Source organism: Candidatus Nitrososphaera evergladensis SR1 (assembly GCF_000730285.1).
GTDB classification, from domain to species: Archaea; Thermoproteota; Nitrososphaeria; order Nitrososphaerales; family Nitrososphaeraceae; genus Nitrososphaera; species Nitrososphaera evergladensis.
The window spans coordinates 1,230,523-1,256,907 of record NZ_CP007174.1 but is presented as its reverse complement, the minus strand read 5'-3'; the positions used below and the strand labels follow the sequence as shown (position 1 = coordinate 1,256,907).

Sequence of the window (26,385 nt, the reverse complement as noted above, 5' to 3'; positions counted from 1 at the left end):
CCGGGTTTGTGAAACTTCTAGTTGCAACCATTAGTCGAAGCGTACTAACGCTTTTTCTCTAGAGCAAGACATTTTTTGCGCGTGCATGTTGCACGGCAGGATAGATGGAAACATCTATCCATAGCGTCCCTTAACTTGCACTGATACAAAATTTAATTGAACGCATATGTTCGAAACATCAAGACATACGGTACTGGCTGTACTAGTTGGCCTAGCAATTCTAAGCGCGGTTGCAGCGCCGGGGTTGATAGTAAGCAACGCGGCAGCACAGACCACACAAGGTAACGAAACGACGATAACGCCGCCAGGTAACGAAACCTCTACAATTCCGTCAGGTAACGAGACATCTACTACTACCGCGCCGGCGGGCAATGAAACTTCGGCTGGAACAACAACAATCACTTTGACACCAAACTCTGGCGGGGCAGGCACTAACGTTACTATCGCGGGGACAGGATTTTCACCAGGGCAGACATTTAGATTTACATTCGATAACGGATACTTGCTCACAGGCAACATGATACAATTTGCCACGGGCGAGTTCAATACTACAGCGCTTGTACCAGATAACGCAACAAGTGGAGACCACGAAGTAACGGTTGCAGGCAGTATGGGAGAAAATGCAACTGCCACGTTCAGCGTCGTGGAAGGGCCAGCCAACACAACGTCATCATCATCAGCAGCAGCGGGCGCTCCATCAGGCAACGAGACTTCAATTCCATCTCCCGGCAACGAAACTGCAACTACACCGGGCAATGCAACGTCATTGCCACCGCCGAATCCCGGAATTGGCATTGCAACCCTTGTCCTGACGCCAACGTCTGTCAGTACAGGGAGCGAACTGAACATCGCCGGCACTGGCTTTAGCAATGATCAAAACGTAACGCTGGCTATAGACGACAATACTGTAGATACAAATTCTACCATAACGACTGATGCCAACGGTGCATTTACAGTCGCTGTGACCATTCCCGAGAACGTAACAGCTGGCGACCACCAGGTTACTGCAACGGACGGCAGCGGCGTCAAAGCTTCAGCCACCCTCAGCATAACAGCCGCGGCTTCGACAAACATGCCCCCATCGCCACCTCCATAAAAAAGCGACAGGACTGGCTGTTACAGCGCACGTACACATAGATCGTGTGCGCGTATATAGCAGCCTGTGACTGCCACTGCCCCCTCCTCCTTTTTTCTTCTCCACCTTGTTTGCCCACTAGGACGTATGCTTGCCAAGCTGCGGGTCATGAATTAACCATAATAATAGCAGTAGTAGCAATAGCCAATTGCGCCAAATATTCGGCTTGTGGCATCTGCAAAAAATGACACAAGAGGCAGCCAGGCCACTTCTTTAGAATGGTATTCTATGGAAATATCAGGTTATAGTGACCTATTTTATTCATCTAGAACTATATTAATGAATTTAAATCTCCATGTATAACTCAACTATGATAATCTTGAGTATATACCTGGTACAAAACTCTAGATTGTGAAACGAGACACGACATCTGTTTCAGGTAGTACAGGTTATAGCGCACTGCGATACTCCTTGGCACTTTTTTCAGTTGTACTTCTCATTTTCAATGTTGTTGCAATTCCTAACAGGTCAGAAGCGGCACTTGCAGGTTCCTGCAACTGCGTCATCTTTAGAATAGACGACATTCAGGATTACTGGATCAACTCTGTCCAGGTAGCGTTGATGGACCAGTTCATCAATAGAAACGTGAACGCCACGTTTGGCATCATCATGAATTTTGTTGGCAACGACCCCTTGGTCGTAAGTAAGGTAAGGGAGGGCCACTCGTCCAACTTGTTCGAGCTTGACCTCCACGGATGGAACCATGTGGACTATAGCCAGCTAAGTCTCCAGGACCAAAAGAACACCCTTGAAATGGCCAACCAGAAATTGCAAGACATTTGGGGAAGAAAGTCCAACATATTCATACCGCCGTACAACGCATACAATGTAAATACACTCAATGCGACAAGCCAGCTGGGACTAAAGATCATAAGCTCCGAGTTTGACCAAGAGCTTCCAAGCATATATGACCCTGACAATCCAAACAGCCCAAATAACAAGATATACAAAGCAGCAACCGGCTTTGACATAAAAGACCAGTTTGGCGTGTACCACCTTCCGCAGGAAGTGGGCTTTTACACTTATGATTCAGAACCACCAACAAAGACCCCGCTTTCTTTGATCGAAAGCCGGATTGACGATGCCATTGCCAGCTATGGCTATGTAGTGATAACGCTCCACCCCCAGGACTTTGCAGTCAAGAATGCACAGGGCGTGCCCTCAAATGCGGCCGACCAGAACGAGCTGAATGATTTGAACACCCTGATAGACTACGCTCAGGGCAAACAATACAAAATAACGACGTTCTCTTCGGTGACAAAAATACCCCTGCCGCCTATAATTGACAACGTTCCGCCAAAGGTCACTCCTCCTGCAGATATTGCTCTGGTGACGCCGGACAACCCTGCCACGGTCAATTCGCTTGGAACGGCCACTGCCACTGACAACATCGATCTCAATCCCACCATCACCAATAATGCTACTTCAAACCTCTTTCCAAGAGGGACTACGGCAGTCAAGTGGTCTGCCACTGACGACAACAACAACGTCGGAACGGCCATACAGTACGTCACCATCTCTCCAACCAACGACGCGATAAGACCTGCAGTCAAGACAACCTCTCCTTCCGCTGGCGCTGCAATTTCAGGACCTGCAGCAGGAGTAAACATTCTGGTCACGGGCACTGCGTCGGACGGCCAATCAGGAGTCAAGGTGGTCGAAGTGCGAACATCCACCACTGCATACCAGAAGGCAACCCAAACTAATGGCAGCAGCTGGGCTAATTGGTATTACATACTCAACATCAAAACGCAGGGCAGCACAACGGTAGTCAGCAGGGCAACGGATTTCTTTGCAAACCAGCAATGGGATTCTACCCCCATTAGCGTCAGCCTTGCAGGCCCGGATATAACTGCGCCCACCATCACGGCGCCGCCGTCAATGACCATAGAGGCGACAGGAGAGCTTACGCCTGTAAGCCTTGGCAAGCCCTTTGTGTTTGACAACAGCGACCCGTCGCCCAACGTGACGAACGATTCCCCGGGGGCGTCGGAAGCCACAGGATTTCCACTTGGAACGACGACCGTGACTTGGACCGCTACGGACGTATCAGGAAACTCGGCCTCGTCGAACCAGGCCATAAACGTGGTTGACACCACGGCGCCGCCAGCGCCCCAGCTTCTTGCACCAGCCAATGGAACTGTAACAAACAGCCCGTCAACGCTATCACTGGACTGGTCCAACGAGACAGACATTGTATCATCTTCCGTAACTTATGACCTGCTGGTAGACGACAATCTTGACTTTAGCTCCCCCGTAGTGAACCAGCAAGGATTGACTGAATCATCCTATGCTGTTTCAGAGGCGCTTGGAGACGCCACATACTACTGGAAGGTAAGGTCCTCAGACGCGTCAAGCAACAAGAGCCCGTACAGCAGCGTCAGAAGCTTTATCGTTGACGGCCTTGGCCCGACAGTAACGGCGTCGCCGCCAGGAGGCACATACACCGTCGCCCAGTCTGTAACGCTGACAGCAAGCGAGCCCTCTTCCTCCACGATATACTACACCACGGACGGCTCTACTCCGTCGACAAACAGCACGGTCTATACGGGCCCAATAGCAATCTCTTCAAGCACGACACTCAAGTTCTTTGCAAGGGACACTGCAGGCAACAACGGCGCGACTGGAACCGAGGTATATGTCATAGATGCCGCGGCGCCTACAGTGACTGCCACGCCACAGGGAGGTCTCTATAATTCTGCCCAGTCCGTGACCCTTGCCGCTTCTGAACCGGGCTTTACAATCTACTACACCACGGACGGCACGACGCCGAACGAAAACAGCACGGTCTATGCCGGCCCCATCCTGATATCGTCCAACACTGACTTGAAGTTCTTTGGCAAGGACGGCATTGGAAGGACGACTCCCATAGTTTCAGAGACGTACACTTTTGACACCACTCCGCCTACAGTCACCGCCTCGCCGCCAGGAGGCCTGTACAACACGGCGCAGTCAGTCACTTTGACAGCAAGCGAATCATCGACAATATACTACACAACTGACGGCCAGACCCCCACTACATTCAGCCCCGTGTACAGTAGCCCAATACAGATATCGTCCAACACTGACTTGAAGTTCTTTGCAAAGGACACTGCAGGAAACGAAGGCCTTGTCGTAGTTGAGACGTACGTCATTGATACGGTGCCCCCATCCGTCACCGCTTCGCCGCCAGGCGGGGTGTACAATGCCAGCCAGTCAGTCACCCTGACGGCGTCCAAGCCGGGCTCTACAATATACTACACCACGGACGGCTCTACTCCGTCGACAAACAGCACGGTCTACTCTGCGCCAATACCAATCATAGGGCAGGGCACGACTACTGTTCTAAAGTTCTTTGCAAAAGACAGCATAGGCAATGTTGGCGTGGTAACGACTGAAACCTACACCATTTCGGCATCGTCGTTCCCGATAACCCACATGTCTGACACCACTGCAACTTCGGGCCTAAGCCTCTATGCCGGACAGCAGGCACATGCCGAGTTTGTCTCGCCGGCGTCGCAGCTTGTAGGCAAGAGCATTGACCAGATAACGCTAAAGCTGAGAAAGACAAACTCTCCAACAGGAACTGCAGAGGTAGGCGTTTTCAATCCTGACCTTACAGTGAAAAAGCTGTTTGGTACAAAAGATGCTGCCACCCTGACTTCTACATATACAGACTATACCTTCTCGCTATCCGGCCTTGACCTGTACACCATCCAGTCCGGCGACAGGATAGGCATCAAGTATGCTGGCGGCAATTCAAACAACTACATGGCAGTGATGCTTGACCGCGATGCGGCAGACCCGTTTGACGGCACAAACACGTACAGGCAGCAGTACACGACATCGTGGCTCAGCTTTACGTCTGATGACATGTACATGATATTGAAGCAGACGCACGATGCAACAGACACCATTGCTCCGACGGTAACTGCCACGCCTGTCGGCGGCACGTACACGGCAGCTGTATCAGTCACGCTTGCTGCCAACGAACCTGCCACGATATACTACACCCTTGATGGCTCTACGCCAACAACTTCAAGCAGCGTCTACACATCGCCGATACAAATCGCCTCCAGCACTGTCCTAAAGTTCTTTGGAAGGGACACGGCAGGAAACGACAGCGCCCCCAGCACTGAAACCTACACCATCAACATCCCGTCCTTCCCGGTAACGCAGATGTCGGATACTACCGCGACATCCGGCCTGAGCACGTACTCTGCACAGCAGGCACATGCCGAGTTTGTCTCGCCGACGTCGCAGCTAGCAGGCAAGAGCATAGACGAAATAACGTTAAAGCTTAGGAAAACAGGCACTCCAACAGGTACCGCAGAAATTGGCATCTTTAATCCTGACCTGACAGTGAAAAAGCTGTTTGGTACAAAGGACGCCACAACCATCACGACGACGTACACAGATTATACCTTCTCGCTGTCAAACGGCGAGCTGTACACCCTGCAATCCGGAGACAGAATAGGCATAAAGTACACAAGCGGAAGCTCGACCAATTTCATCGCAGTGATGCTTGACCGCGATGCGGCAGACCCGTTTGACGGCACAAACACGTACAGGCAGCAGTACACGACATCTTGGACAAGCAATACCGCCGACGACATGTACATGATATTGAAGCAGACGCACGGGTAAGGCGGGTGCAAAAAGAGTCCAGGCTATTTTTCTTTTTTTTCTTTTGTTTCCTACGCCAGAGTCTTTTTCTTTCGGATCCCTGCCGGGAGTATCGCCTGTCCTACCTCCTTGTACATTTTTAAAAAGCGTTTTCCACGCTCTGTGGCATGGTACTCTTTTTCCTCGGCCACATAGTCAAGCAGCCCACCGTCCTGCAAAAGCTCAAGATACTCCTTCAGCTGCGGGAACGAGAGGAAGGCCTTGTACATTATCCTGGTCTTTATTGCGCCGCCCTGTGCAACCTCAAGTACGTCAGCAGCGATATCCATTCTGCTTCTGTATTTCACGAGTATTATAGGAATTAGTCATTTAAATGAGTACTCATATCTGAAAATCAGAGAAATATTCTATTACAATTTTGTGTGTTCTGCGTCTTAATATGGCCGGTCCTGGACGAAATCTCTAGATTCTGCTTCGGGCAGGCATTCAAAAGATTTTTGGTGCCGCAGTACACTATTTCCACTAGGACTTTTAAGCAGAGGCGCTCTCTTTAGCAAAGTTGCGCTAACTTTTGCGATTTATATCATCTGAATAATAAAACTCATTATGACCGCGATTATAGTTATATAGAAAATCTACGAGCATTGCAAATTGGTCGTTTTTGACATATAGTTAATTATGCATACGGTTAGCGGTGAATACACACTTTTCCTTCCGTGCAACAAAGCTATCGAAGCATCTTGTTTCTTTTGTAATGATGACGTCAATTCTGTCGCTGGTCGTCGCTGGCAATATTATGCTGCCGACAAAGGCGCACGCCGCGCCTGGTGCCTGCAATTGCGTGATATTTCGCCTGGACGACATCCAGGACGAGTGGATCACTCATGTCCAGACTGCCATCATCGACAAATTCATTGAAAGAAACGAGAACCTTGACCTGCCGATAATAATGAACAGCATCGGAAACGATCCTGTCATAGTCAACAAAGTGAAGGAAGGCATCGCAACGGGCCTGATTGAGACGTCCCTGCACGGATGGAATCACATAGACTACAGGACGCTTTCCTTGCAACAGCAGCAGAAGACTCTGGAAATGGCCAACCAAAAGATGGAAGAGCTGTTTGGAAGCAAGACCAGCATATTCGTAGCCCCATACAACGCGTACAACGAAGACACGCTAAAGGCGATAAATCAGGCCGGCCTGAAAATCCTGAGTTCTGAATTTGACCAAGAGATAGAGAGCATCTACGATCCTGACAACCCAGACAGCCCAGACAACAAGGTGTACAAGGCAATAGCCGGCGGCTCTGACACCATCATCAAGGACCAGTTTGGCGTGTACCACCTTCCGCAGGTGATTGGCTTTTACACGTACGATTCAGACCCCCCGACAAAGACGCCGCTTTCCAAAATTGAAAGCCAGATAGACAGCGCAATTGCCAGCTACGGCTATGCGGTGGTGACTCTGCACCCGCAGGACTTTACGGTAAAGGATGCAGGCAACAACCCAACAGAGGAACTCTCGCAGGATGAGATGAAAGACCTTGACACATTGCTGACATGGATAAACGACCAGAATTACCACACAGGGACGTTCTCTGGCGCGGTCAGCAACAACAATTCTCAAACATCATCCGCTCCGGCAACGGGCAGTGATGATGACAACAATGATAACAACAACGACGATGCGGCCACCGTAGACCTCGTAGCGCCCCTGATCAACACCATAATCTCCTCGCTCCGGCCAAGCCTCGGCGGAGCGTAGAGAAGCCGACTTGGAGAGGAGCACACACATGAGCCAAAATGAAGAGTTGCCTCGAAAAGTTTTTTTTGCATCACCGGCAAAACAATCGAGTACAGTTGGCTTTCGTTTTACGGAGGCCGTCCATAATCGGGAAAAATGACTGTCTGTAACTTTGACGTCAGGTAATAACCTGAAAGAATATACCGGATTTTGCGACAGCGTTACATCATTGGCCGCTTGCTCTGATCATTTTTGACAAACACGCTTAACACAGATAGTCATGCAGATACTAATGCAGATGTTACAGCGACGCCTATACTATGACAATGCAATGATTAGCGCGATGCAAAACTATTACAAGATAAACGACGTTCACGCGTTGACCAGCTTCTTTCAGGCGGCCGGCCTTGTCGTAAATGATGATGACGACGGCGGCTGATCCCAAAACCTCTCCTGCCCGCATCGCATTCCTCTATTTTTCTTCCTTATACATTATAGGCATCATCAATTTACATAGCATGATCGAATCTTTTGCGACATAGTTTTTCGCGCTCAGACGCACAATAATGTGTGACATGATGATGGCAGCCCGGAGCTTTTTTATTTCAACTTAAAGCTCATTCGATTAACCTGAAAGTCTATTCCTTGATCGTAGAGTCCCTTGGTCAGAGCCTTGCTCAATCCCTTTGTAACGTCATCCAGTCTTTCTTCATCTTCGACAATATCCGTTGGCACGTCAATTAGAATTTCAGCTTCAAGAAGCAACTTTTTCGTTTCTACCATGATCCTAATTGGATATCCCGTCTAATAGAGATGACCGCGTTTTTGCGCATAGCAGGTTTACGGTAATGGTAGCGAACGAATCGGCAGGATCGTATGTCGCAGTGCCGGTACTCCGATCAAAATAGGGTATTGAAACCAAGTTTTAACCAAAAAGAGAAAATATAATCGCGCAGAATAACGACAACTGCAGAATATTTTTATAATGCTATCTTCTATTAGCGAATTCCCTATGGTCAATCTAGAACAGCAGCTGTCAATGACAGAGGGACAAAGACCCCCAAGAAAGGGCGGCGCTGTTAGTTTCTTGCTGTGCAATTCTTGCTACTGGTGTGCATCATCAATTACGGAACTTACAGGCGATGACTTGCATTGCCCTTCATGCGGGCAGGTTGTAGAGTCCATTCCATTAGGAACCGGTGAAGTATTTTCACTTGGCATAGACGCCAAGAGAGGCGTCGTTTTGGAATTCAAAAAAGCGCTGAGAAATGCAGCATAGAAAGGAAATGGACTGGGCGGGATTTGAACCCGCGACCTCTCGCTTGCGAAGCGAGCATTACTACCCCTGAACTACCAGCCCGCAAGCCACATGCAACAATAGCCCGAATATAAAACATCAGTAGCAAAAGAAAGAACGATAAAATCATAAGAGCACATGTCCGCAAGTGTTACCGGACACAGGGCACAGGGAATGGAAAACTCTTGCGACATACTAATCACAAACGCGTCGGCCGTCATCCCCAAGGTCGGAGTCGTCGAGTGCGACATCGCGATTGAAGACGGCAGGATAAAGACGCTAAAGCCGTCGCAGAACGCAAGCGCGTCAAGGAGGATAAATGCGGCCGGCAGATACGTTTTGCCGGGCGCAATAGACCCTCACGTCCACTATGGCGTCTATACCCCTATTGACGAGGCGGCTCTGACAGAGTCACGCTCTGCGGCAGTCGGAGGCGTCACGACCATGATGCGCATGCTGCGCTTATACGACACCGACTACCGCGCAGTGGAAAAGCAGCTGCAGGCAAGCAAGGGCGCCCACTATATCGATTATGCGATCCATGCCTCGATACTGAGAAAGGAGCAGGTCAAGGACATACCCTACCTAAAGAAAAAGGGTATCAATTCCCTGAAAATATACATGAACCTGGGAGCAGATCTCAACCACATCTACATGGACCTAGAGCCCGGCGAGCACGGCGTCAAGGACGGCGAGGTCAACATGGACGACTCGCTCCTCTCTTCAATAGTCGAGGTCGGCGCAAAGGAGCACTCTACCATACTTGTGCACGCAGAAAACCCGGCAGTGTGCGCAGAGCACATCAGGCGCGGCAAGGAAATGGGCATGTCGGGCCTGAAGGCGTGGTCGGACTGCAGGCCGCCGCAGTCAGAGGCCGAAAGCGTCGCCAAGATATCGACACTAGGCAGAAAGTTTGGTGCAAACCTCTACTTTGTGCACATTGGCTCAAACGCAGCCCTTGACGCGATTCTTGCCGAGAGGCAAAAGGGAAACGCCAACTATTACATCGAGACCTGCCCGCAGTACCTCACCCACACGTACGATTTTGCAAGCGTCACGGGAAAGGTGGTGCCCCCCATACGCTCAAAGAGCGACGTGCAGAGCGTCTGGTCGGCGCTCAGAAACGGCATAATCGATACCGTGGGTACGGACCACGTGGCAAACAGGCTGGACATAAAGATGGGAAACGGCGACCTGTGGTCGGCACTTGCCGGCTTTCCAGGCATTGCCACCATGCTCCCCGTGCTCCTCGACCAGGGAGTCAACGGCGACAGGATAAGCATAGAGAGGGTTGCAGAGGTCACAAGTTACAACACTGCAAGGATATTTGGCATGTACCCAAGTAAGGGCACGATACAGCAGGGCTCTGACGCAGACCTTGTGATGATAGACATGGACCTTGAGCAAAAGGCGACGCCAGAGCTTTTGCAGTCGTACTCTGACTATACGATATACGACGGATGGAAATTGAGGGGGTGGCCGGTGCTCACGATGGTTCGCGGCAAGGTAGTGATGGAGGCAGGCCATGTGGCGCAGGATGCGCTTGGACACGGCCAGTTTGTTGCAAGACCCTGATCTTGCATCATTTTGGAGGTGCAGGCTTTGTCTTGTCCTCCACCCCGAACACCTTGTACCGGGAGAGGAGCTTGTACATCAGGAAGACTATGAAGGCGATGATGAGAAAGTCGATGATGTTTGATATCAGGTCCCCGTACGAGAATGTCGTCGTTGCGCCGGTGACGCTGTTTGTAACATTATAAGCCATAGTCTTCAAGTCGCCGGACGGAAGCGCAAGGCCGACTATGGGAGTTACGATGTCGTTTACAAACGCCGTCACGAGCTTTGATGCGGCAGCGCCTATGACAAATGCGATCGCAAGGCCGATTACGCCAAATGTCCTCAGAAAGATGATAAACTCTGTCATCAGGGATTTTTTCTCTGGCGGAGGGGCTGCGCTGCTATTACTGTCCGACATAAGGCAGAGCTCGGTCAGGGTGAGATAAAAAGATGATGCACGTACTTTACTGATTATGTATCACGAGTTGACCAGCTCAAACGTGCCGTCACTCTTTGCCCTGTAATAATAGACGTTTGTCTTTCTCGTAAACATCCCCACTTCCATCACGCCGGGGATCCCTTTCAGTTCCAGCTCGGCTCTTTCAGGGTCAGAAATCGACGGAAACACAGTGTCCAGTATTATGTTGCCGTTCTCTGTAATGAACGGGTAGCCCTTGTCAAGCGTGCGCATGGCAGGCTTGGCTCCTATTTTCTCAAGTCTCTTTGCAACCGATGTCCGGGCCATCGGGTGGACTTCAATTGGCACGGACCTTGAAAACGACTTGACAAACTTGGCCTCGTCGGCTACGATGACGACGGTCTTGGCAGACGATATCAGGATCTTTTCGCGCAACAGCGCGCCGCCTCCGCCTTTTATCATGTTAAACCTGCCGTCAATTTGGTCGGCGCCGTCGAACACAACGTCAATGTCAGGTATGCGGCTTTCGTCGGCAAAGCGCAGGCCGGATTTCTCTGCCTCGACCTTTATCTGCAATGACGTTGGGATGCAAAGGAGCGTGTCCTTGGCTTTCAGGCTTGCCATCTCCCGGACAATGTAGGCAGCCGTGCTCCCGCTGCCGAGGCCCACCACCTGGTTTGGCTTGACAAATTTGCTTACTGTGTCCTTGGCTAGCTTTTGTATTGCATCCTGCAGCATGGAAGACGACAAACTGTATGTATGTGTGCACTGTGCAGAGGATATAAAAAGTTAGGTTGTCAGAACTTGCGCATCCTTCTCAGGTCAAAGCGCGCCGGACCGTTTATGCCGGGGTTGAGGTAGCGGCTCGACAGGTATTTCGAGATGCCTTGGGCAGGGTTTGCCTGCTGCTGCCTGTTCATGCGCTCTATTCCTGCCCTCAAGTCTACAAGGCCTCCCTGCGCGTCATCTTGACCCAGTACATCGCAGAACATGCTTGTTGGCGGGCACACTGCCTGGATGTTGGTGCCCTTTTTAGTCCATTTTAGCATACCCAGATCAGAGTCGATTGATTTTTCCCATGACGGGTCGCTTTCAACAAGCCACCTCGGAACGCGGTTGCCTTGCATATGACTTTCCGTCGTGCATCATTCCATTTATGTTTTTGCTGTTATGACGCACGACGAATGATAGAATATATAGCGCGTCAGTTGCAAGTGCAGGCATGGCAAGACACGAGAACAACAAGACGCACGCCTACAGCGCCCAGAGGTCTGGCAGCAAAAAATATGCCAAGGCAGAAAGGCGCAAGCGCCACAAGCCAAGGTAGGCGCGCAAGTTTTCCACAATTTGCAACCTTTGCGCCTGTATGCAGCTTTTCTTGCAACGTGCAAGCTGAGCAGGCGCTTTTTGCAGGCGTATTGTTGCGGTATCCGCGACTACAGAATGTTTATATATTAGAATAAAATATAAATATAGGCCGTAAAAGGGAAACAAAAAAAGAGTTTTGGTGAATAGAAATTGGTAAAAGATATCTCTATGTTTGGCGACCGCTGCCCCCGTTGCGGCAGAGGGTCAATGGTCACGGACAACTCCAGCGGAGAACTGTTTTGCGGTAACTGCGGTTTCGTGGTAAGCGAAAGGATAGAGGAAATGGGCCCGGAGTGGCGCGCCTTTTCCAAAGAAGAGCACGAGGACAGGAGCAGGGCAGGCATCCCGACGTCGCTTGCCATGCACGACATGGGCCTTGCCACGATCATCGGCCCAGTCGACAAGGACGCCTCTGGCAAGCCTCTTTCCGCGTCCATGAAGAGTACAATTGAAAGGCTCAGGACGTGGGACAGCAGAAGCCAAGTGCACGAGCCGGTAGACCGCAACTTCCGCCAGGCGTTCTCTGAGCTTGACCGCTTGAAGGACAAGCTTGCAGTGGGCGACGCGGTAATCGAAAAAGCTGCCTATGTTTACAGAAAGGCACTTGAAAAAGGCCTGGTACGCGGGCGCTCCATATCCGCACTTGTCGCAGCGGCGCTTTATGCGGCGTGCCGCGACACCGAGACGCCAAGGACGCTCAAGGACATCGCAAACGCAAGCAACATCAAGAAAAAGGATGTTGCAAGGTGCTACCGCCTCCTCATCCGCGAACTGGACCTGAAGATGCCAGTCGTCGACCCGGTGAAATGTGTTGCCAGGATTGCAAGCAAGGCAGGCCTTTCAGAAAAGACAAAGAGGAAGGCACTTGAAATCCTGAAAAAGGCAGAAGAAGGCAAGATCTCTGCAGGCAAGGACCCGATGGGCCTGGCAGCAGCTGCGCTGTACGTGGCGTGTGTCATGAACGGCGAGAACAAGACGCAAAAAGACGTGGCAGAGGCGGCAGGCGTGACAGAAGTGACCATCCGCAACCGCTACAAGGGCCTAAAGACGCACCTCAAGCTTTGAGGGCGGCCACAAACTTTTTCCTTTCTTCAACAAGCCCCATCAGGACGTCTTCTGCTTCCTTTTGCCGGTCTTTGGCAATTATGCCAAGGCACGTGACAATGTCAGAGTCAAGCGACAGCAGCGTGTCAAGCCTGTCGTCCCTGATTATGCCGTTTGGCGTAAGCACGTCGGCATAGCCTTCTGACATGCCGGTTGCAACGTCCTTTAGCAACGCGTTCAGGCCATCATCCTTTCCCAGGCCGGCCTGAATCTTGTGCACCTTTGCCCGGACGTTCTGGCTCGTCAGCCTGGCAAGCGCCCTCATCTCGACGTAGCTGGACCGGCCGCTTTCCACGCCCTTTTGCACTATGGATGCTATGCGCACGGTCTCTGCAAGGTTGCTTTCAAGCTTGCCTCGTCGCCTGACGTTGTTCTTGTGCACTGGCGAAAAGACTTGTTCGGCCGGCTTAAATGCCTTATTATCAGCGACTCTGGAGGCTCTTTCTGGGGAGCGAAAAGCGGATGGCCGCCCCGCCCTTGTATTCCCTGTCTACCCAGATCCTGCCCCCGTGCGCCTCCACTATGCCCTTTGAGATAGGCAGGCCAAGGCCGCTTCCGCCAAACTTTCTTTTTGCAGTGGTGTCTATCTGGTAGAACTTTTCAAACAGCTTGTCCACCTTGTCAGCACGTATGCCCACCCCGTTGTCCTCTACGGAAAATACAACTTCCTTGTTTCCCGTGTCCTCCGCCCTGACCGTTATCCTGCCCCCGCTTTCCGGCACGAAATCAACAGAGTTTTTCACGAGGTTTGCGATCACCTGGTCGATTCGCTTTCTGTCGCACGTGATCGTGCCGGACGCCTTTGTGTCGGCCTCTAGCTTTATCGCCTTGTCCTTGGCATAGGGCGCAAGGTCTGCGACGCACTGGGAGACCATCTGCCCGATGTCGTTTTCGGTCATGACAAACGTCAGCTTGTCAATGTCGAGCTTGTACGAGTCCATCAGGTCGTTTATCAGGTTCTCCATCTTGGTCGCGTTGCGCATGACCATCCTTGCGTATCCCCTCTGCTCCTCTGTCAGGTTGCCGGTGCTTTCTGGGTCCAAAAGCGAGTCAGCGCCAAACTTTATCGGGGTTAGGGGCGACTTTAGCTCGTGGCTCACCATCGACGAGAACTCCTCCTTCATCTTGTCGATGCGCACCAGATCCTCGTTCATCTTTTTCAGGTCGTCCGTTCCGGCCTTGACGCTTTTTCGCATCTCGTCAAAGACGCGTGCAAGGTTGCCTATCCTGTCCTGCGACGCAAGAAGATTGTCGTCGAGCCGGATGTCAAGGTTGCCCCTTGCTATCTCTTCTGCGGCCCAGACAAGCTCTGCAGTCTCTTCGCGCTGCCTGCTTGCAGAATACATGACATAAAACAGCACTCCGCTGAGCGTAAAGCCGACGACAAGCACGATGTACGGTATGAAAATGTCAAATCCAGAGTGTATGGACCGGAGCGCGGCAAACTCGAGCGTCCACTGCCTGCCTCCTATGTCCATTATGACGGTTTTTTCAAGCGACCTGTCAATGTCGCCGCCTCTGGTCCCGGCGACTGAGGAAAGGTCAAACATCAGGTTTTCATTCGTGGTCTGATTCTGGCCGTCGTGTATCGAAAACGTGATGTCGCGGGCAGCCAGGCCCGTTATGCCTTTCATCAGATCGTCCATGCGAAACGGCGCATAGACAAAGCCCCTGATGTTTTCACGGCGCTCGTCTGGCGTGCCGGCAGGCATACCGTTTTCGTACACGGGAACCAGCATCAGAAACCCGCTCTGCATGTCGGATTGGGTTTCCGTGACAAGTGTTATCTTGCCCGTTATGGTCGTCTGGCCGCTTTCCAGCGCACGGGATATTGCCGCGTTTCTCACCTGCTCTGACGATATGTCAAAGCCAAGCGCCTGACGGTTTTTCGCGTCAAACGGCTCGATGAACACTACAGGATAATACACTTCTTTTTGGACATCTGGCCTTACAACATAACCTGCAAACCCTTCGTTGCGCACGCTTGCTACGTGCGACGCAAGTTCGCCGGCGGTGACGCGCTCGACAAAGCCAACGCCCTGCACTCCGGGGAACCTGTTCTGGATCATCTGGTTGTCGACAAAAGCCTTCCACTCTGCTCGCTCTACCTGCTGCGACGAGGCAAAGAGGCCCTTTCCGCCAAATAGCACCTGCTCGTACTCTTGCATACGATTGTTTATGGAAAAGACGGTTGCAAGGACTTCATCCTCAAAGCGCGCCTGTTCTATGCCATTGACAAAGACTGTCACGGTGTACCAGGCAAATATGGTTAGCGCGACTGCCACGGCAAGCGCCGCAAAGGGAATCAAGAGACCGTCCCGTTGCAATTCTCTTGACGCTAATTACAGAAGCAAGTAAAATAACTTATCTCTATTTGCTGCTACTGGACTTCGATTGCTTCCTCGCTAAAGCCCTTCTTTACGAGGTAGCCCTTGACATCGTCGCGGTGGTCGCCCTGAAGCATGATAAAGCCGTCCTTGGCGGTTCCCCCGCAGGCAAAGCTGCTCTTTAGATCCTTGACTATTTTCTGCATGTCAGAGAGCTTGGGGTTGATGCCCTCTATAAGGGTGGTAGTCTTGGACCATCGCCGCGTCTCTAGGCGGATGACAATTCGTGCATCTTCCTTGTCGAGCTCCCCGCACGCGCAAAGGTCATCAGGGAGGCCGCATTTCTTGCAGATAACCGCCATCGAGTAACACGATTTCACGATGCCTATTATTAAGCCTTGTTATGCGTGAGAGAGGAAACAACAGAAAAGAAGAGGACCGAAGGCGTGCAGGGGAGAGAGAAAAGTCATTCCCGCTGCTACCCAGGGCCATGCTGGTGGTATTGATGGTTAGTGACTGATGATGCCAGTAGTCCCAGTGCTCCAGCTTCACCGAGTAAAAGTCCTTAGGCCAGCCTAATATTTAAACGACTTTGGCTTTTTCAATTAAGAGACTGATTACGCCTCCACAGGAGCAAGGAACGACGACGACAAGATATTTGTGCAGGTGCCCCCAATCTGTTTTCGTATGTCTTCTTCTGCCACTGCTGATGCGGGCGGCGTAAGAATAAAGAGCGCCGCATCCGCCCTTCTCAAGGGAGGCACGCTTGTAAGCGAGCCCTGCCCAAAGTGTGGAGGAGTGCAGGTGAGGCTTGCAGGCAGGACCAGCTGCATCAACTGCGGAAATGAGAGCGTGCCCCAGGAGGAGCAGCAAAAAGTAGCAGTCGTTCCTTCTGCCCAGGCAGCAACAACAGGCCTTGGCCCCTCGGCGGCCATTGTCGAGGGCAAGATAGCAGAGCTTGCTTCTGAACTTCGTGACGAAAAGGACACAGCCATCCAGAGACAAAAGGCCGAGCTGCTGGAAGCATACCTGCGCATACTCGAAAAGATGAGGGCGCTTTCTGCAAAGTAGCATCGGAATGTATTTAAAAGAAGAGAGTATGACTAGAACCGTAAATGAGCAGCAAGAAAAAGAATGCCCCGCTGCCGGCTTCAAGCGCAGGCCTTCTTAGGTTCTTTGAAGACGAAACGAAGGGGATAAAGGTCAAGCCCGAGATAGTCATGGCTATCGCTGGCGCAATGATTGGAATCTCGGTCGCTATCAGAATCATTTTCCCAGCCGGATGAGCGCAGTGGGAAATGCTTGCGGCAAAGCAGGACGACGATGTTTCCAACATCCATAGACGATGGTCTTTTACAAGGATAACGCCCGGCTCGCTCCGGTCGTCGTATGCGATGATGCTCGCCTGCGCCGCAGTGGTCATCATAGTATCGCACATTTTCCACCTCCAGACAGACCTGCTTGCCCTTGCAGTGCACCTGCCACTTGGACTCGCAGTGCTTGTCGGGCTCACGTACCTCGACTTTATCATGCTCAAGGGGACGCCGGTCAACAAGATGTCCAAGGTGGTGCACGTTGCGTCGTTTGCGAACCTGCTTTGGGCGATCACCGTCATCGTAGGCGTTTTGGCAAGCGCGGTTTTTGCAAAACCTCCAGAGACTACTGGCTATATCGTGGCAGGGATGCTCCTTGCCGCCGGCCTGCGCATCGGGATCTTTGTGTCGGTGTTTGGCGCAGGCATGGGCAGGGCAGTCGCAATATGCCTCGTCCAGCCGCTCGTATTCTTTCTGGCGTTTGTGCCGGCGCAGTCCTATGACATCATTTACGATCCGGTCGGCCTTGGGTTTGGGGCGGTATTTGTGGCGCTTGCAATCTCGTGGGCCACCATAGTCGACAGGGCAGGAAGGCCGGAAATCTCTAGCACTTTTCGCGTCCTGCAGGCGTTCCTTTCTGCGTGGACAGAAAACAAGCCGGGAGGCCTGGAAGAATACTTTGAGTCAAGGGCGCACGACGAGTCAGTGTCAACAAAGGTCATCAGCTTTATTTCCCAAGGAGGACCGGCGGGTAGTAGGTCGCCATCGTCGATAATCCTTCCTGATATCCATCCAGGGCCGTTTGGAAGCGTGGGCGGAAGCAACCTTCCGTACGTGCTTTACGAGAGGTTTGGCAGGAGCGCGCTTGTCATGCACAGCGTGTCAGACCACTCGCTCAACATCCCCTCAAAGGCAGAGGTCGAAAGATACGTCGGCAGCCTTTCAAGAGCAGTCATCGAAAGCAGAGGCAAAACTTGCTCGCTCCCGGTGCAGCACCGCCAGGGAAATGCGACTGTCACTGCGATTGCGTTTGGCAGGAGCGCGCTTGTCATGCTCTCGCTTGCGCCAAAGGGAATGGAAGACGTGCCCCAGAGCGTGAGAAAAGAGCTTGAATCGTACGCGGCAGGGCTCGGCATGGACCACCTGCTGCTTGTAGACTGCCACAACGCAATGGGAGCGCAGCTCGACGGGCAGGACACCTCCGACATCATATCTGCGGCAAAAAAATGCCTCGACGAAGCAGGCAAGAGCGCGCAGGCCGAGTTTTCAGTGGGCTTTGCAAGCCTTGCAGACGCAAGGCACCACCACGGCAACAGCCTTCAAGGCGCACACGACCTCGGGCAGTCAGGCCTTGCAGTCATGGCAATTTCCACACAGGGCATGACGTACGCCATAGGATGGGCCGACTCGAACAACATGGACAATGCCCTTCGGGACAAGGTGGTGGCAAGGGCAAAGGAGGGCACCACCATTATGCTTGAGGTGTGCTCGTCTGACACCCATTCTACTTCAGGCAAGAGAACAAGCGAGGGCTATTTCCCCCTTGGAGGCGCAAGCAGCCAGGACGCGATAGCGGACGCCTACGCAGAGATGTGCAATATAGCGCAGGAAAGAGCAGGCCCCTGTACGTACGAGGTTGCATCCGCCCGGTCCGAGGTCAAGGTGATGGGCGAAAAGCAGTTTCAGGACTATTCCGGGGCGCTGGACCGGGCCATGAACATAACAAAGGTGTTTGTCGGAACCACGGTTGCAGTCTTTATCGCGATGCAGGTTCTCGCGTAAATACCAAGACCTCGTCGAGAAACCCGCTCACGTCCATTGCAAACGAGTGGAATTTTGCCACAGGGACTACGGGCATCCCGCCCACAAGGCGCACATTTGCCGCATGCAGGGTCATGACGACGGGCACGGCCATTGATATTTCGCTTTCCCTTCTTAGCAGTTCTTCCGTCCTTTTCGCCTGCTTGGCGCAATGCTGCGATATTGACGATAGGCCGCCCTTCTTCCAGTGCTTGCAGTCAACAGCAAGCGCAAGGCCGGCGGCGCTTGTGCCCACAACGTCAAGTTCCATGCGCGGCTTTGTAAAGCGCACGTTGGTCCTTGTCCTGTAGCCAAGCGAGGCAAGCACGCCGGCGGCAAGCTGCTCAAAGTCCTTCCAGGTCAGATGCTGCGACACGCGCTCTGGATCGCACCCCGCATCCAGCGCAAGTGCGGCCGTAGCCAGCCTGTCGCCAGGGGAAAAAGACATGATGGCGCTTGCAGAACCCCTGCCGATGCCCCGGGCAAGAAGACCCTCCGCAAGGCTCCTTGCCACAGACCTGCTTGCAATGCCGGCTTTATGGCAGAACTGGTCAAGCGTCGTCGTGTCCTGCGACATGGCGGCAAGCGCCTTCACCAGGAGCTCGGGGTGCATCGTAATACTGTTACCTGCGTTATTCCACCGTCTCCGTTATTTATAAGAAGAAGAACAGACATAAGCCGGGCAAAAATATCCTCGCACCTGTGCCGGACTGGAAGGACTTGACCGTCGTGTTGTGCGCCGGCCTCATCGTGCTTGGCGCAGTTGCACTTGCAACCTCGGCACAGAGCTCCGCGATAGTAAAGGGCCAGATTGTTGAAAAGGGCATTGGCGTGCTCAGGTTCGGAGAAAAGAGGAACCTCACAAACACCATTTCTGTCCTGATAGAGGACGATGACAGGGTCTTTGACATAAAGCGCGGCACCGTGGTAAAGTACCCCGTGTCAGAGCGCGACGCAAAGGACCTCCAGATAGGGTCAAGGGTAGAGATGCTCATTTCGTCGTACAGCCCCACTGTGCGCATCTTGTCGTCAAAATGATGACAGCAGCGCTTTTTCCTTCAGAAATAAGGCCACGTTCTTGGCCACAACCAGGCGCGGATCCATCTGCGCAAGCTGCCTTGCATCCTCTTGGGTGTCGATGTCAAACATAAGGTGCTCCTGCTCGATAACGCGAACAGCCGCATGCTGCGCCCTTGCAGACACGATGTGCGATTCGTAGCTGTTGTTGTCGTACGACGTGGAAATGACATCGGCCGGCATGCGCAAGAGCAGGTTTGTGCCGTCGTAGCGAAGCGACGGGCAGATAACTATGCAGCGCCCGGCGGCGGCTGAGCAGATGCCGTCAACGTCGCCCGCGCCAAGTAGCGGCAGATCCTGCGGGATGACGATGGTTGCGCCAGCGTTCTTTTTTTGCACCGCGTACCTGTCTGCAACTGCCACTGCAGAGTTGACCCCGGCATCCTGCGCCTGGAAAAGAACGGTTGCGCCGTATTTCCTGGCTATCTCACCTGCCCTTTCGTCTGATGACACTACCACAATTTCTGCAAGCAACTTGCACCTGTCAAGCGTGGCAAGCGTGTCTTGCAGCATGAGCCCGGCAAGCCGCACACGATCTTGGACGCTCAAGACGGCCGACAGGCGACTCTTTGAGTTTTCAAACTTTTTGACAGGGATTATGGCAATTATTGTTGTTTTTGTTTTTGTTGTTGTCAATTCATCGAGACTTCCGCAGCAGTAGCAGCAGATACCTGCCGAGCCGGACTTCGTCTTGTCTTCCTTGCATGGTTATGTTTGTTTCGTATACGTCCATGTCAAGCCGCTTTATTGTCTTGCTTGCCACTTCCCGGTCCCTGCCGTCTATGACTATAGAGCCGGCGACTTCTTTGTAAAATTCTGCGACGCCTGCTGCGGAGGCTTGTACGCCTACGGCACTCAGGTACTTGGCCGCCGGCCCGGACACTGCGGCGTTGCCTATCATCGGCGACACTGCAACCACGTCTGCGCGCCTTTTTGCAAGCGCCGCTTTGATGTCTTTGAGGGCCAACGTGGGCCCGATGCTGGACACGGGATTTCCAGGCGCAATGATTATCCTGTCCGCATTCTTTATGGCGGCAAGTGCTTGTTTTGTGGCTTGCGCTTGTTCGATTCCCCGATAGCGCACACCCCGCACTTTTGGCCTGCCGGCGTTTTTAACCCAGAATTCCTGCAGGTGCATTTCGCCAGCAGCAACAGCAGCATCACCATCATTATCGTCATAGGTCATTATCATTGTCTCCACTTCGCTGTCGGTTGCAGGTAACACCTTGCTGTCTGCTGCCACTCTGAATTTTTCGGCAAAATAGGCTGTGACTTCAGTCAGGCTCTTTCCACCCCTCTTCATCATCTCTGTACGCAAGACGTGTGTGGCAAGGTCCCGGTCTCCAAGCCCAAACCACGCATCCACGCCGGACCTTTTCATCTGGTCAAGGAAGGAAAACGTGTCGCCCCTGATGCCCCAGCCGCGTTTTTCATCAAGTATTCCGGCAAGCCCGTAGACTAGTGTATCGATATCAGGACAGATGTACAGCCCATAGAGCCAGATATTGTCGCCCACGTTTGCGATTACGCTCATGCCTTCTTCCTTTGGTCTTTTCCCCTCCAGCAGCAGGGCAAGACCTCTTACCAGCTTGACAGAGCCGGTGCCGCCTGCAATTACTGCAATCAAACGCGGACAGAATATGCAAAATCCGTTTTATTATATCTGCCGGGCGCAACGAAATTCGCAACATCCCATCGTACAGTACAACAAAGATTATAAAACAGCCAAAGGAACTTTTCTCTCGTGAAGTCGTTATCCGTAGTTGTTGCGATGTTGTTTGCCACGCTTTTGGCGTTCAGTGTTGCCCCAGCCGCTTTTGCTAATGACATGAACGCGGTTTTGGTCCCACAGACTGACAAGGCAGAAGGACATTATGTCGCCGTCAAGAACATCACGCTCCGCTACCCGTCAGGCAGCCCGATTTCGCAGGAGCTTAACGGCAAGCAGGACCGCATCCAATTCACGGTGAAAGGCAATACAAGCAGCACAGACAACGGCGTAGCAAATGCCATTGCAGCATTTAACAAGGCGTTGCTGCAGGCCCGGAGCCCGGCGGTGGTCACCAATATGACGATCACCTATACAGGAGTACTGAAAGGCGCCCCGGACAACGCTGCCATAACTCTCAAGATCGAGGCAGTACCCCAGATGGAAAAAATCGTGATAAGCGGCGGCGGTAATGGTAGTGGTGGTGGAAACCAATCCGCGTCATCATCTGCAAGCCAGGCAGTCGACCTTGAATGGAGAAGAATAACTGTCACAGACCCGATACTACTCAAGGCACCAGACGTGGGCGAGATAGAGATTACCAAGCCAATCAACTTCCTTGACAAGACGCATAAAGACCTTGCCAAGCAGATATTCGATTCGCAGCTTTCGAGCATGTTCAATACTTCCATCTTGAACTTTGACAGGTTCAAGCAACCGATGAGCACATGGCACTTCCTCTTCGACCCATCAGGAAGCCTGGTCGAGTCGTCGTCATTCTTCAAAGAGTCGAGCGGCGCAAAGGTCGTGTCGATCTACTCACTTGGCGAGAGCAGCTTTAGAGAAGGAACCTTCCAGCCAGAGGAGGAGGACGCAACGGCCACAATCGGCGGAGCCCAGGTACAGGCCCACTCACAGGTGCCAGCCCCAAGCGGACAGATCCAGATTTCAGGATTTTCCAGTCTTGACCAGGCTGCAGGTGGCAACTTTGCGGTTGTTACAGCGGAAGCACCGGCAGGTGCACAGCAGGCAACTGGCAACTTCCCAATACAGGTGCTCCTCGTGCTCGGCGGAATGATGGGCGCAATAGCAGTGTTCATCCTGTTCAAGGCCAGAAAGTAGCGCACAAAAGAGCTGCGCCTCCCCACCGCTTTAATTTATTTTACAAGCTTGTACATAGTTTATAGATCAATACCCGTATTATTCAAACGGCCGATTCCCAGCTTGGTAGCTATATATGAGAACAGAAGAAGAGGCCAAGTACGACCTCGACGAGCGCATCTTTGAGCTGTACGACAGCGGGATGTCGATCCAGTCCATAACGGAGGAGCTAGGCACCACGGCGGATTATATCGCATCTGTCCTCCAGAATGTGTCCGTAGAGACGGGCTAGATATAGCTGGTAAAAGCCCTTTTTGGCGGTTGCCGGCGGGACGACGCAGCCGTCGTCTTCGTCATCTTTGCCTGTCGCTCTTCTTCGTCATTGCTGCCGTCTTCGTCGCGCAAATAACTTCCCGCGTCGGCAAGGGTAGTTATGGTTACCCTCCCCTTTTGCAGGATAGACTTGCCGGAAAAGCGCGTCCGGCCAATCCCTATTGCCTCGCCTCCGGCATTCAGTATTATCACAAGATCGTTCTCGTCAAGCTCGGGCGACGCTTCGATAACAGAATCTCCCATCACGTCCCGGCCGTACAGCACCAGCTTTTCCGCATTATCCCCCACCCTGACATAGTATTTTTTCTTCTCCCTGTCACACAGGCGCGCAAAAAGGCTTGCCCCGGCAAGGGCGGGCGTAAACTGCTTCTTCTTTTTGCCGATGCTGCCAACGACAAGGCCGGCCGTGTCCGGCTGTACAATCTTTACCATGTTTGCAAGCTCGCTTGACACCAAGCAGACCTTGCCACTCTCGTCATGCATGAGAAACGTTTGCCCTTCAAGCGCTTCAAATACGCCCCACCGGTCAAGCGCCCTGTTGACAAGCGTCTGCTCTTGCCGCGTCAACTCTCTAAACGCCATCTTTCTTAGGGCACCACCCTCATCCTTGCCACGAAAAAGCCGGTGGTGTCATGTATGTGAGGATAAAAGCGCCTTGCGTTTCTGACGCTTTTGTCAAATTCCATGTTTCCAAAGTGGGCAAGCCCCTCGCTTCCATGCAGCATGGGCTCGACTGACACTCCAAACTTGCGCACCATCCTGTCAACTATTACTTCATTTTCCTCCGGCGCAAAAGAGCATGTCGAATAAACTATAATGCCTCCGCGCTTGCAGGCGCCGACTGCAGCCTCAAGCATCTTTTCCTGCCGGCCTGCGCAATAGTCCACGTCTTGCGGGCTGTGGCTTGTCTTTCTTGTCTTGTCCTTTGCTATAACGCCTTCGCAACTGCAGGGCGCGTCAAGGAGCACCCTGTCAAACTTTTCCTTGCCAAGGCCCGCCGTGGCGCAAAGAGCGTCTGCACAGAGTATGCACGTGTTTGCCACGCCAAGGCGGTCCAGGTTAAACGACATTGACCTTGCCCTCTTTGTGTTCGGTTCCAGCGCAACTATAGAGCCGGTGTTTTGCATCCTCTGCGCAATGTGCGTCGTCTTGCCGCCTGGCGCGGCCGCCATGTCCAGCGCCGACTGGCTTTTCTGCGCGTCCAGCGCCTCTACTGCCATGCAGGAGCTCAGGTCCTGTATGTAATAGTGGCCAAGGAGGTATTCGTTGGTGGCGCCTGTCGCCATAGGCGCCTTGGTTACCTTGAGCACTTCTGAGAGGGCGGTCGGTTCAAGCTCAAACCCCTTTGCGGCAAGCCTGCTTTCAAGGTCGTCCCGGGTAGTCTTGAGCGTGTTGACGCGTATGTACTGCGATGGAGGCTGCTCCATCTTTTCCATAAAGCGCTCGACTTCGGGCACGTGCTGCAAAAACCGCCCCACGAGCCATTCGCCATAGCCGTACTTGTCCGCAAGCGCAGTCGACCGGGCAGACCGGTCAAAGAGGAGCGTCAAACGCCAGAAAATGGGCGCTCGTGTCCATTTATACTATATCTCTCCACATTAGCGTCCGCCGCCCGGCAATCCAAGCACCTTTGTAGGCGTACGGTAGTCGGTCACGACCTTGATTCCCTCGTCAGACGTGACCTTGATGGTCGGCGCAAGCGTGTCAGGGTTTGGGTAGAAGTAGTAGGTCTGGCCCGGGTCCAAAAAGTCCTTGGTCTGGACATCGCCGGCTCCCATCTCCGCCGAGACGTTTGTCAGGCGCGCAAGACCCACGTTTGCCACCCTGATGCGGTACAGCGTGCCGGAAATGTCAGTCGTGTCCCTCGTTGCGTCTACTTCGAGCGCGTACTGCGGCCTTGACAGCCAGGTGTATGCGAAATACCCTGCAAACGCAACGCCGATTGCGACAGCGACTGCCACTGCAATAATGACGCGCACAGTGTATAGAGCAAAGATGCGCAAGGATATATTGTTATTATTATCTAAGAGTCGCCTTCAACAAGACCGCGGCGCTTTATGTAGCGCAAGAGCGATTCATAGTTCTCGCCAAGGTTGTAGTAGCGCATCATGTTTTCTAGCGTCTTGTCATCGTACTGCCGGTGCTTGACGGCAGGTTTTCTTGTTCTTTCGTCCTCGGAGCCTTTTTGCGCCACTGGTATAAGTTAGAGCTATCTAATTGATAAACTTTAACGGGCAAGACTAGGGAATCTGCTTCCACAGCCTACAGGACTTTGATAGAATGCCATGTTATCAGGACAGTTTCCTGGCAGAGTTCGTTCCTTATTTTTTCCTTGAACTTTTTCAGGTCGGCTTTGAACGGCTTGTCGTATCCCGTGATTATTGACAGCAAGTAGCTTTCCGTCACTTCGTCCTTGCCCGACTTGGCCCGGTAGTATCCAGTGCCTGTCAGTTTTGTGGCTCCGCGGTATCGAGGCCAGATCTGGTTTATTATGTCGTCCACCTTTTTTGGGTCGATGTCTCTGCCGTCCTTTGTCTTTGTAGGCACGTAAAAATCGATTTTTATCATCCGCAGGCCGCCGGCCATTTATTGCTGATGTTCTGGCGTACTGGTGCGTAATAATGCTTGTCTATGGTTGTTTGTGAAAAAAAGATGTGTGCGTGCCAGCCGTAACCCTCCTTCTGTTCTAGGCGGGATTCCGCTGAGCAGCCAACCTGAGCAGGTGCAGGACCCTTGAGCTCTGTTTGGCCTTGCTCCACCCGGGTCGGCAGTTTCATTCCGGTATCGGAAACCTCAGGCTTGCGCCATCATGGTATTGTCCCGACCGGATCTCTTTTCTGTTCCGTCGCCAGCCGTCTCCGGCTAATTGTCGCCAATTCGGGTGCCTGCAGCGAGGGAGGAGTTTCCTCTCTTTCGAGTCGCCCGCCCGCTGGCTCGCAAACCATATTGGCACTGCTTGTTATTTTAGGTTTGGAAAATACTCTAGCTCTGTCTGCATCATCTGCTCTTGCGTCTCGGCGCTTGAATAATCTTCAAGCAAGTTGGCATTCAGCTCCAAAAACGTGTGTCCCCACTTGAACTTGTTCATTATTTCTGCCGCCGTCTGCCTGTCGCCAAGGATGTACAGCGCGCCCGCAAGGGCCTCTGCGCTTGACAGCTTGCCAAGTTTTGCATAATTCGTAGGGTTTGCCGCAAGCATGGCAGGCAGCCTGCGGCCGATGCCGGCAGAAAACACTCGCTGGTGCTTTGCGACGTCGTCGGCCCGCTCCCACGAGCAATCCACCGCGCACACAGAGCTTGCAATGCCTGCGTCGTTTTTCGTGAGCAGCGTCTCGGAAAACGGGTTTAGCACGATTGCGTCCTTGCGTATGAATTTCACGGGCTCGGCAATTTTGAATTTTGCAAGCTTTGCCGCAGTGCACTTGAACGGGTCGTCCTGGCGCATCATGTAGACCTGCGGCTTCACATGCTGCATGGACCTGCAACACCATTAAAGTT

At 52.6% G+C, this 26,385-nt stretch carries 30 protein-coding genes, 1 tRNA gene and 1 other RNA gene; 13 read left to right on the top strand and 19 right to left on the bottom strand.

Translation table 11 applies throughout. The features are described from left to right. Nucleotides 1-244 precede the first annotated feature (244 nt). Together NTE_RS06615 and NTE_RS06610 are read left to right on the top strand one after the other, a co-directional pair. Nucleotides 245-1,096, top strand: a complete 852-nt coding sequence (locus tag NTE_RS06615; RefSeq protein WP_148700300.1) for a hypothetical protein — start codon at nt 245-247, stop codon at nt 1,094-1,096. A 450-nt stretch (nt 1,097-1,546) separates the two neighbouring features. Continuing rightward, a complete protein-coding gene (locus NTE_RS06610; protein WP_148700299.1) occupies nt 1,547-5,761 on the top strand; it encodes a chitobiase/beta-hexosaminidase C-terminal domain-containing protein in 4,215 nt (1,404 codons plus the stop codon). A 50-nt stretch (nt 5,762-5,811) separates the two neighbouring features. Here NTE_RS06610 and NTE_RS06605 read toward each other — a convergent pair whose 3' ends face one another. Continuing rightward, nucleotides 5,812-6,087: an Sso10a family chromatin protein gene (locus NTE_RS06605; RefSeq protein ID WP_148700298.1), complete on the bottom strand. Its 276-nt coding sequence runs from the start codon at nt 6,085-6,087 to the stop codon at nt 5,812-5,814. A gap of 407 nt (nt 6,088-6,494) precedes the next feature. Between NTE_RS06605 and NTE_RS06600 the strand changes: the two genes are divergently transcribed. Together NTE_RS06600 and NTE_RS16460 are read left to right on the top strand one after the other, a co-directional pair. Continuing rightward, nucleotides 6,495-7,505, top strand: a complete 1,011-nt coding sequence (locus tag NTE_RS06600) for a polysaccharide deacetylase family protein (RefSeq protein ID WP_148700297.1) — start codon at nt 6,495-6,497, stop codon at nt 7,503-7,505. A 277-nt stretch (nt 7,506-7,782) separates the two neighbouring features. Beyond that, complete coding sequence (locus NTE_RS16460; RefSeq protein ID WP_158385213.1) at nt 7,783-7,923, top strand: hypothetical protein; 141 nt, start codon at nt 7,783-7,785, stop codon at nt 7,921-7,923. A gap of 161 nt (nt 7,924-8,084) precedes the next feature. Here the strand turns inward: NTE_RS16460 and NTE_RS06595 are convergent, their stop codons facing one another. Beyond that, nucleotides 8,085-8,267: a hypothetical protein gene (locus NTE_RS06595; protein ID WP_148700296.1), complete on the bottom strand. Its 183-nt coding sequence runs from the start codon at nt 8,265-8,267 to the stop codon at nt 8,085-8,087. Nucleotides 8,268-8,496: 229 nt separating this feature from the next. Here NTE_RS06595 and NTE_RS06590 point away from each other — a divergent pair, with 229 nt between their 5' ends. Further along, entirely contained in the window at nt 8,497-8,763 is a 267-nt protein-coding gene (locus NTE_RS06590) for a hypothetical protein (protein ID WP_148700295.1), read from the top strand. A gap of 8 nt (nt 8,764-8,771) precedes the next feature. Here NTE_RS06590 and NTE_RS06585 read toward each other — a convergent pair. Continuing rightward, nucleotides 8,772-8,844, bottom strand: a tRNA-Ala gene (locus NTE_RS06585). A 75-nt stretch (nt 8,845-8,919) separates the two neighbouring features. On the opposite strand from NTE_RS06585, the gene NTE_RS06580 reads away from it, so the two are divergent. Then, nucleotides 8,920-10,356 (top strand): dihydroorotase, encoded by a 1,437-nt coding sequence (locus NTE_RS06580; RefSeq protein WP_226987217.1) that lies wholly within the window; start codon nt 8,920-8,922, stop codon nt 10,354-10,356. A 7-nt stretch (nt 10,357-10,363) separates the two neighbouring features. On the opposite strand, the gene mscL is transcribed toward NTE_RS06580, so the two are convergent. From mscL to NTE_RS06565, 3 genes are read right to left on the bottom strand one after another with little or no spacing between them, the layout of a single operon-like run. After that, the gene (mscL, locus tag NTE_RS06575; RefSeq protein WP_148700294.1) at nt 10,364-10,756 is read right to left on the bottom strand and encodes a large conductance mechanosensitive channel protein MscL; all 393 of its coding nucleotides are present in this window, start codon (nt 10,754-10,756) and stop codon (nt 10,364-10,366) included. Nucleotides 10,757-10,816: 60 nt separating this feature from the next. After that, nucleotides 10,817-11,506 (bottom strand): ribose 5-phosphate isomerase A, encoded by a 690-nt coding sequence (rpiA, locus tag NTE_RS06570; protein ID WP_226987216.1) that lies wholly within the window; start codon nt 11,504-11,506, stop codon nt 10,817-10,819. 47 nt (nt 11,507-11,553) lie between these two features. Further along, the gene (locus NTE_RS06565) at nt 11,554-11,883 is read right to left on the bottom strand and encodes a hypothetical protein (protein ID WP_148700293.1); all 330 of its coding nucleotides are present in this window, start codon (nt 11,881-11,883) and stop codon (nt 11,554-11,556) included. Between the two features lie 409 nt (nt 11,884-12,292). On the opposite strand from NTE_RS06565, the gene NTE_RS06560 reads away from it, so the two are divergent. Then, nucleotides 12,293-13,189: a transcription initiation factor IIB gene (locus tag NTE_RS06560; protein ID WP_075055910.1), complete on the top strand. Its 897-nt coding sequence runs from the start codon at nt 12,293-12,295 to the stop codon at nt 13,187-13,189. Here NTE_RS06560 and NTE_RS06555 read toward each other — a convergent pair. Genes NTE_RS06555 through yciH form a run of 3 tightly spaced genes read right to left on the bottom strand, consistent with a single transcriptional unit; the run spans nt 13,179 to nt 15,917 of the window. Beyond that, on the bottom strand, nt 13,179-13,610 hold the full coding sequence (locus NTE_RS06555; RefSeq protein WP_148700292.1) for a hypothetical protein: 432 nt from the start codon (nt 13,608-13,610) through the stop codon (nt 13,179-13,181). The two genes, NTE_RS06560 and NTE_RS06555, sit on opposite strands and share 11 nt — an antisense overlap. A 40-nt stretch (nt 13,611-13,650) precedes the next feature. Beyond that, nucleotides 13,651-15,555, bottom strand: a complete 1,905-nt coding sequence (locus NTE_RS06550; RefSeq protein WP_148700291.1) for a CHASE domain-containing sensor histidine kinase — start codon at nt 15,553-15,555, stop codon at nt 13,651-13,653. Between the two features lie 53 nt (nt 15,556-15,608). Then, nucleotides 15,609-15,917 carry a translation initiation factor gene (gene yciH, locus NTE_RS06545; protein ID WP_075053575.1) on the bottom strand — a complete coding sequence of 103 codons (309 nt, stop codon included), beginning with the start codon at nt 15,915-15,917 and terminating at the stop codon, nt 15,609-15,611. 325 nt (nt 15,918-16,242) lie between these two features. On the opposite strand from yciH, the gene NTE_RS06540 reads away from it, so the two are divergent. Genes NTE_RS06540 through NTE_RS06530 form a run of 3 tightly spaced genes read left to right on the top strand, consistent with a single transcriptional unit; the run spans nt 16,243 to nt 18,650 of the window. Then, entirely contained in the window at nt 16,243-16,626 is a 384-nt protein-coding gene (locus NTE_RS06540) for an Sjogren's syndrome/scleroderma autoantigen 1 family protein (protein WP_148700290.1), read from the top strand. 44 nt (nt 16,627-16,670) lie between these two features. After that, entirely contained in the window at nt 16,671-16,841 is a 171-nt protein-coding gene (locus NTE_RS06535) for a preprotein translocase subunit Sec61beta (protein ID WP_148700289.1), read from the top strand. A 12-nt stretch (nt 16,842-16,853) separates the two neighbouring features. Then, nucleotides 16,854-18,650: a DUF2070 family protein gene (locus tag NTE_RS06530; RefSeq protein WP_148700288.1), complete on the top strand. Its 1,797-nt coding sequence runs from the start codon at nt 16,854-16,856 to the stop codon at nt 18,648-18,650. On the opposite strand, the gene NTE_RS06525 is transcribed toward NTE_RS06530, so the two are convergent. After that, complete coding sequence (locus NTE_RS06525; RefSeq protein ID WP_148700287.1) at nt 18,625-19,281, bottom strand: restriction endonuclease; 657 nt, start codon at nt 19,279-19,281, stop codon at nt 18,625-18,627. The genes NTE_RS06530 and NTE_RS06525 overlap by 26 nt on opposite strands. 89 nt (nt 19,282-19,370) lie before the next feature. Between NTE_RS06525 and NTE_RS06520 the strand changes: the two genes are divergently transcribed. Further along, nucleotides 19,371-19,706 (top strand): hypothetical protein, encoded by a 336-nt coding sequence (locus tag NTE_RS06520; RefSeq protein WP_148700286.1) that lies wholly within the window; start codon nt 19,371-19,373, stop codon nt 19,704-19,706. On the opposite strand, the gene cofC is transcribed toward NTE_RS06520, so the two are convergent. Together cofC and cofD are read right to left on the bottom strand one after the other, a co-directional pair. After that, nucleotides 19,698-20,381 carry a 2-phospho-L-lactate guanylyltransferase gene (gene cofC / locus NTE_RS06515; RefSeq protein ID WP_158385211.1) on the bottom strand — a complete coding sequence of 228 codons (684 nt, stop codon included), beginning with the start codon at nt 20,379-20,381 and terminating at the stop codon, nt 19,698-19,700. The genes NTE_RS06520 and cofC overlap by 9 nt on opposite strands. Before the next feature lies 1 nt (nt 20,382). After that, complete coding sequence (gene cofD / locus NTE_RS06510) at nt 20,383-21,372, bottom strand: 2-phospho-L-lactate transferase (protein WP_148700284.1); 990 nt, start codon at nt 21,370-21,372, stop codon at nt 20,383-20,385. A 117-nt stretch (nt 21,373-21,489) separates the two neighbouring features. Between cofD and NTE_RS06505 the strand changes: the two genes are divergently transcribed. Then, the gene (locus tag NTE_RS06505) at nt 21,490-22,575 is read left to right on the top strand and encodes a hypothetical protein (RefSeq protein WP_148700283.1); all 1,086 of its coding nucleotides are present in this window, start codon (nt 21,490-21,492) and stop codon (nt 22,573-22,575) included. A gap of 115 nt (nt 22,576-22,690) precedes the next feature. Then, a complete protein-coding gene (locus NTE_RS16455; RefSeq protein ID WP_158385209.1) occupies nt 22,691-22,846 on the top strand; it encodes a hypothetical protein in 156 nt (51 codons plus the stop codon). Here the strand turns inward: NTE_RS16455 and NTE_RS06500 are convergent. From NTE_RS06500 to NTE_RS06475, 7 genes are all read right to left on the bottom strand, one after another. Beyond that, complete coding sequence (locus NTE_RS06500) at nt 22,843-23,469, bottom strand: PUA domain-containing protein (RefSeq protein ID WP_148700282.1); 627 nt, start codon at nt 23,467-23,469, stop codon at nt 22,843-22,845. The genes NTE_RS16455 and NTE_RS06500 overlap by 4 nt on opposite strands. Before the next feature lie 5 nt (nt 23,470-23,474). Beyond that, the gene (locus NTE_RS06495) at nt 23,475-24,437 is read right to left on the bottom strand and encodes an NOL1/NOP2/sun family putative RNA methylase (protein WP_148700281.1); all 963 of its coding nucleotides are present in this window, start codon (nt 24,435-24,437) and stop codon (nt 23,475-23,477) included. A gap of 48 nt (nt 24,438-24,485) precedes the next feature. Then, the gene (locus tag NTE_RS06490) at nt 24,486-24,866 is read right to left on the bottom strand and encodes a hypothetical protein (RefSeq protein WP_148700280.1); all 381 of its coding nucleotides are present in this window, start codon (nt 24,864-24,866) and stop codon (nt 24,486-24,488) included. A gap of 44 nt (nt 24,867-24,910) precedes the next feature. After that, nucleotides 24,911-25,081 carry a hypothetical protein gene (locus tag NTE_RS16450; RefSeq protein ID WP_158385207.1) on the bottom strand — a complete coding sequence of 57 codons (171 nt, stop codon included), beginning with the start codon at nt 25,079-25,081 and terminating at the stop codon, nt 24,911-24,913. 68 nt (nt 25,082-25,149) lie between these two features. Beyond that, the gene (locus NTE_RS06485; RefSeq protein WP_148700279.1) at nt 25,150-25,473 is read right to left on the bottom strand and encodes a hypothetical protein; all 324 of its coding nucleotides are present in this window, start codon (nt 25,471-25,473) and stop codon (nt 25,150-25,152) included. Nucleotides 25,474-25,545: 72 nt separating this feature from the next. Then, nucleotides 25,546-25,825: RNase P RNA component (gene rnpB, locus NTE_RS06480), an RNA gene on the bottom strand. 21 nt (nt 25,826-25,846) lie between these two features. Continuing rightward, complete coding sequence (locus NTE_RS06475) at nt 25,847-26,353, bottom strand: DUF367 family protein (RefSeq protein ID WP_148700278.1); 507 nt, start codon at nt 26,351-26,353, stop codon at nt 25,847-25,849. Between the last annotated feature and the right edge of the window lie 32 nt (nt 26,354-26,385).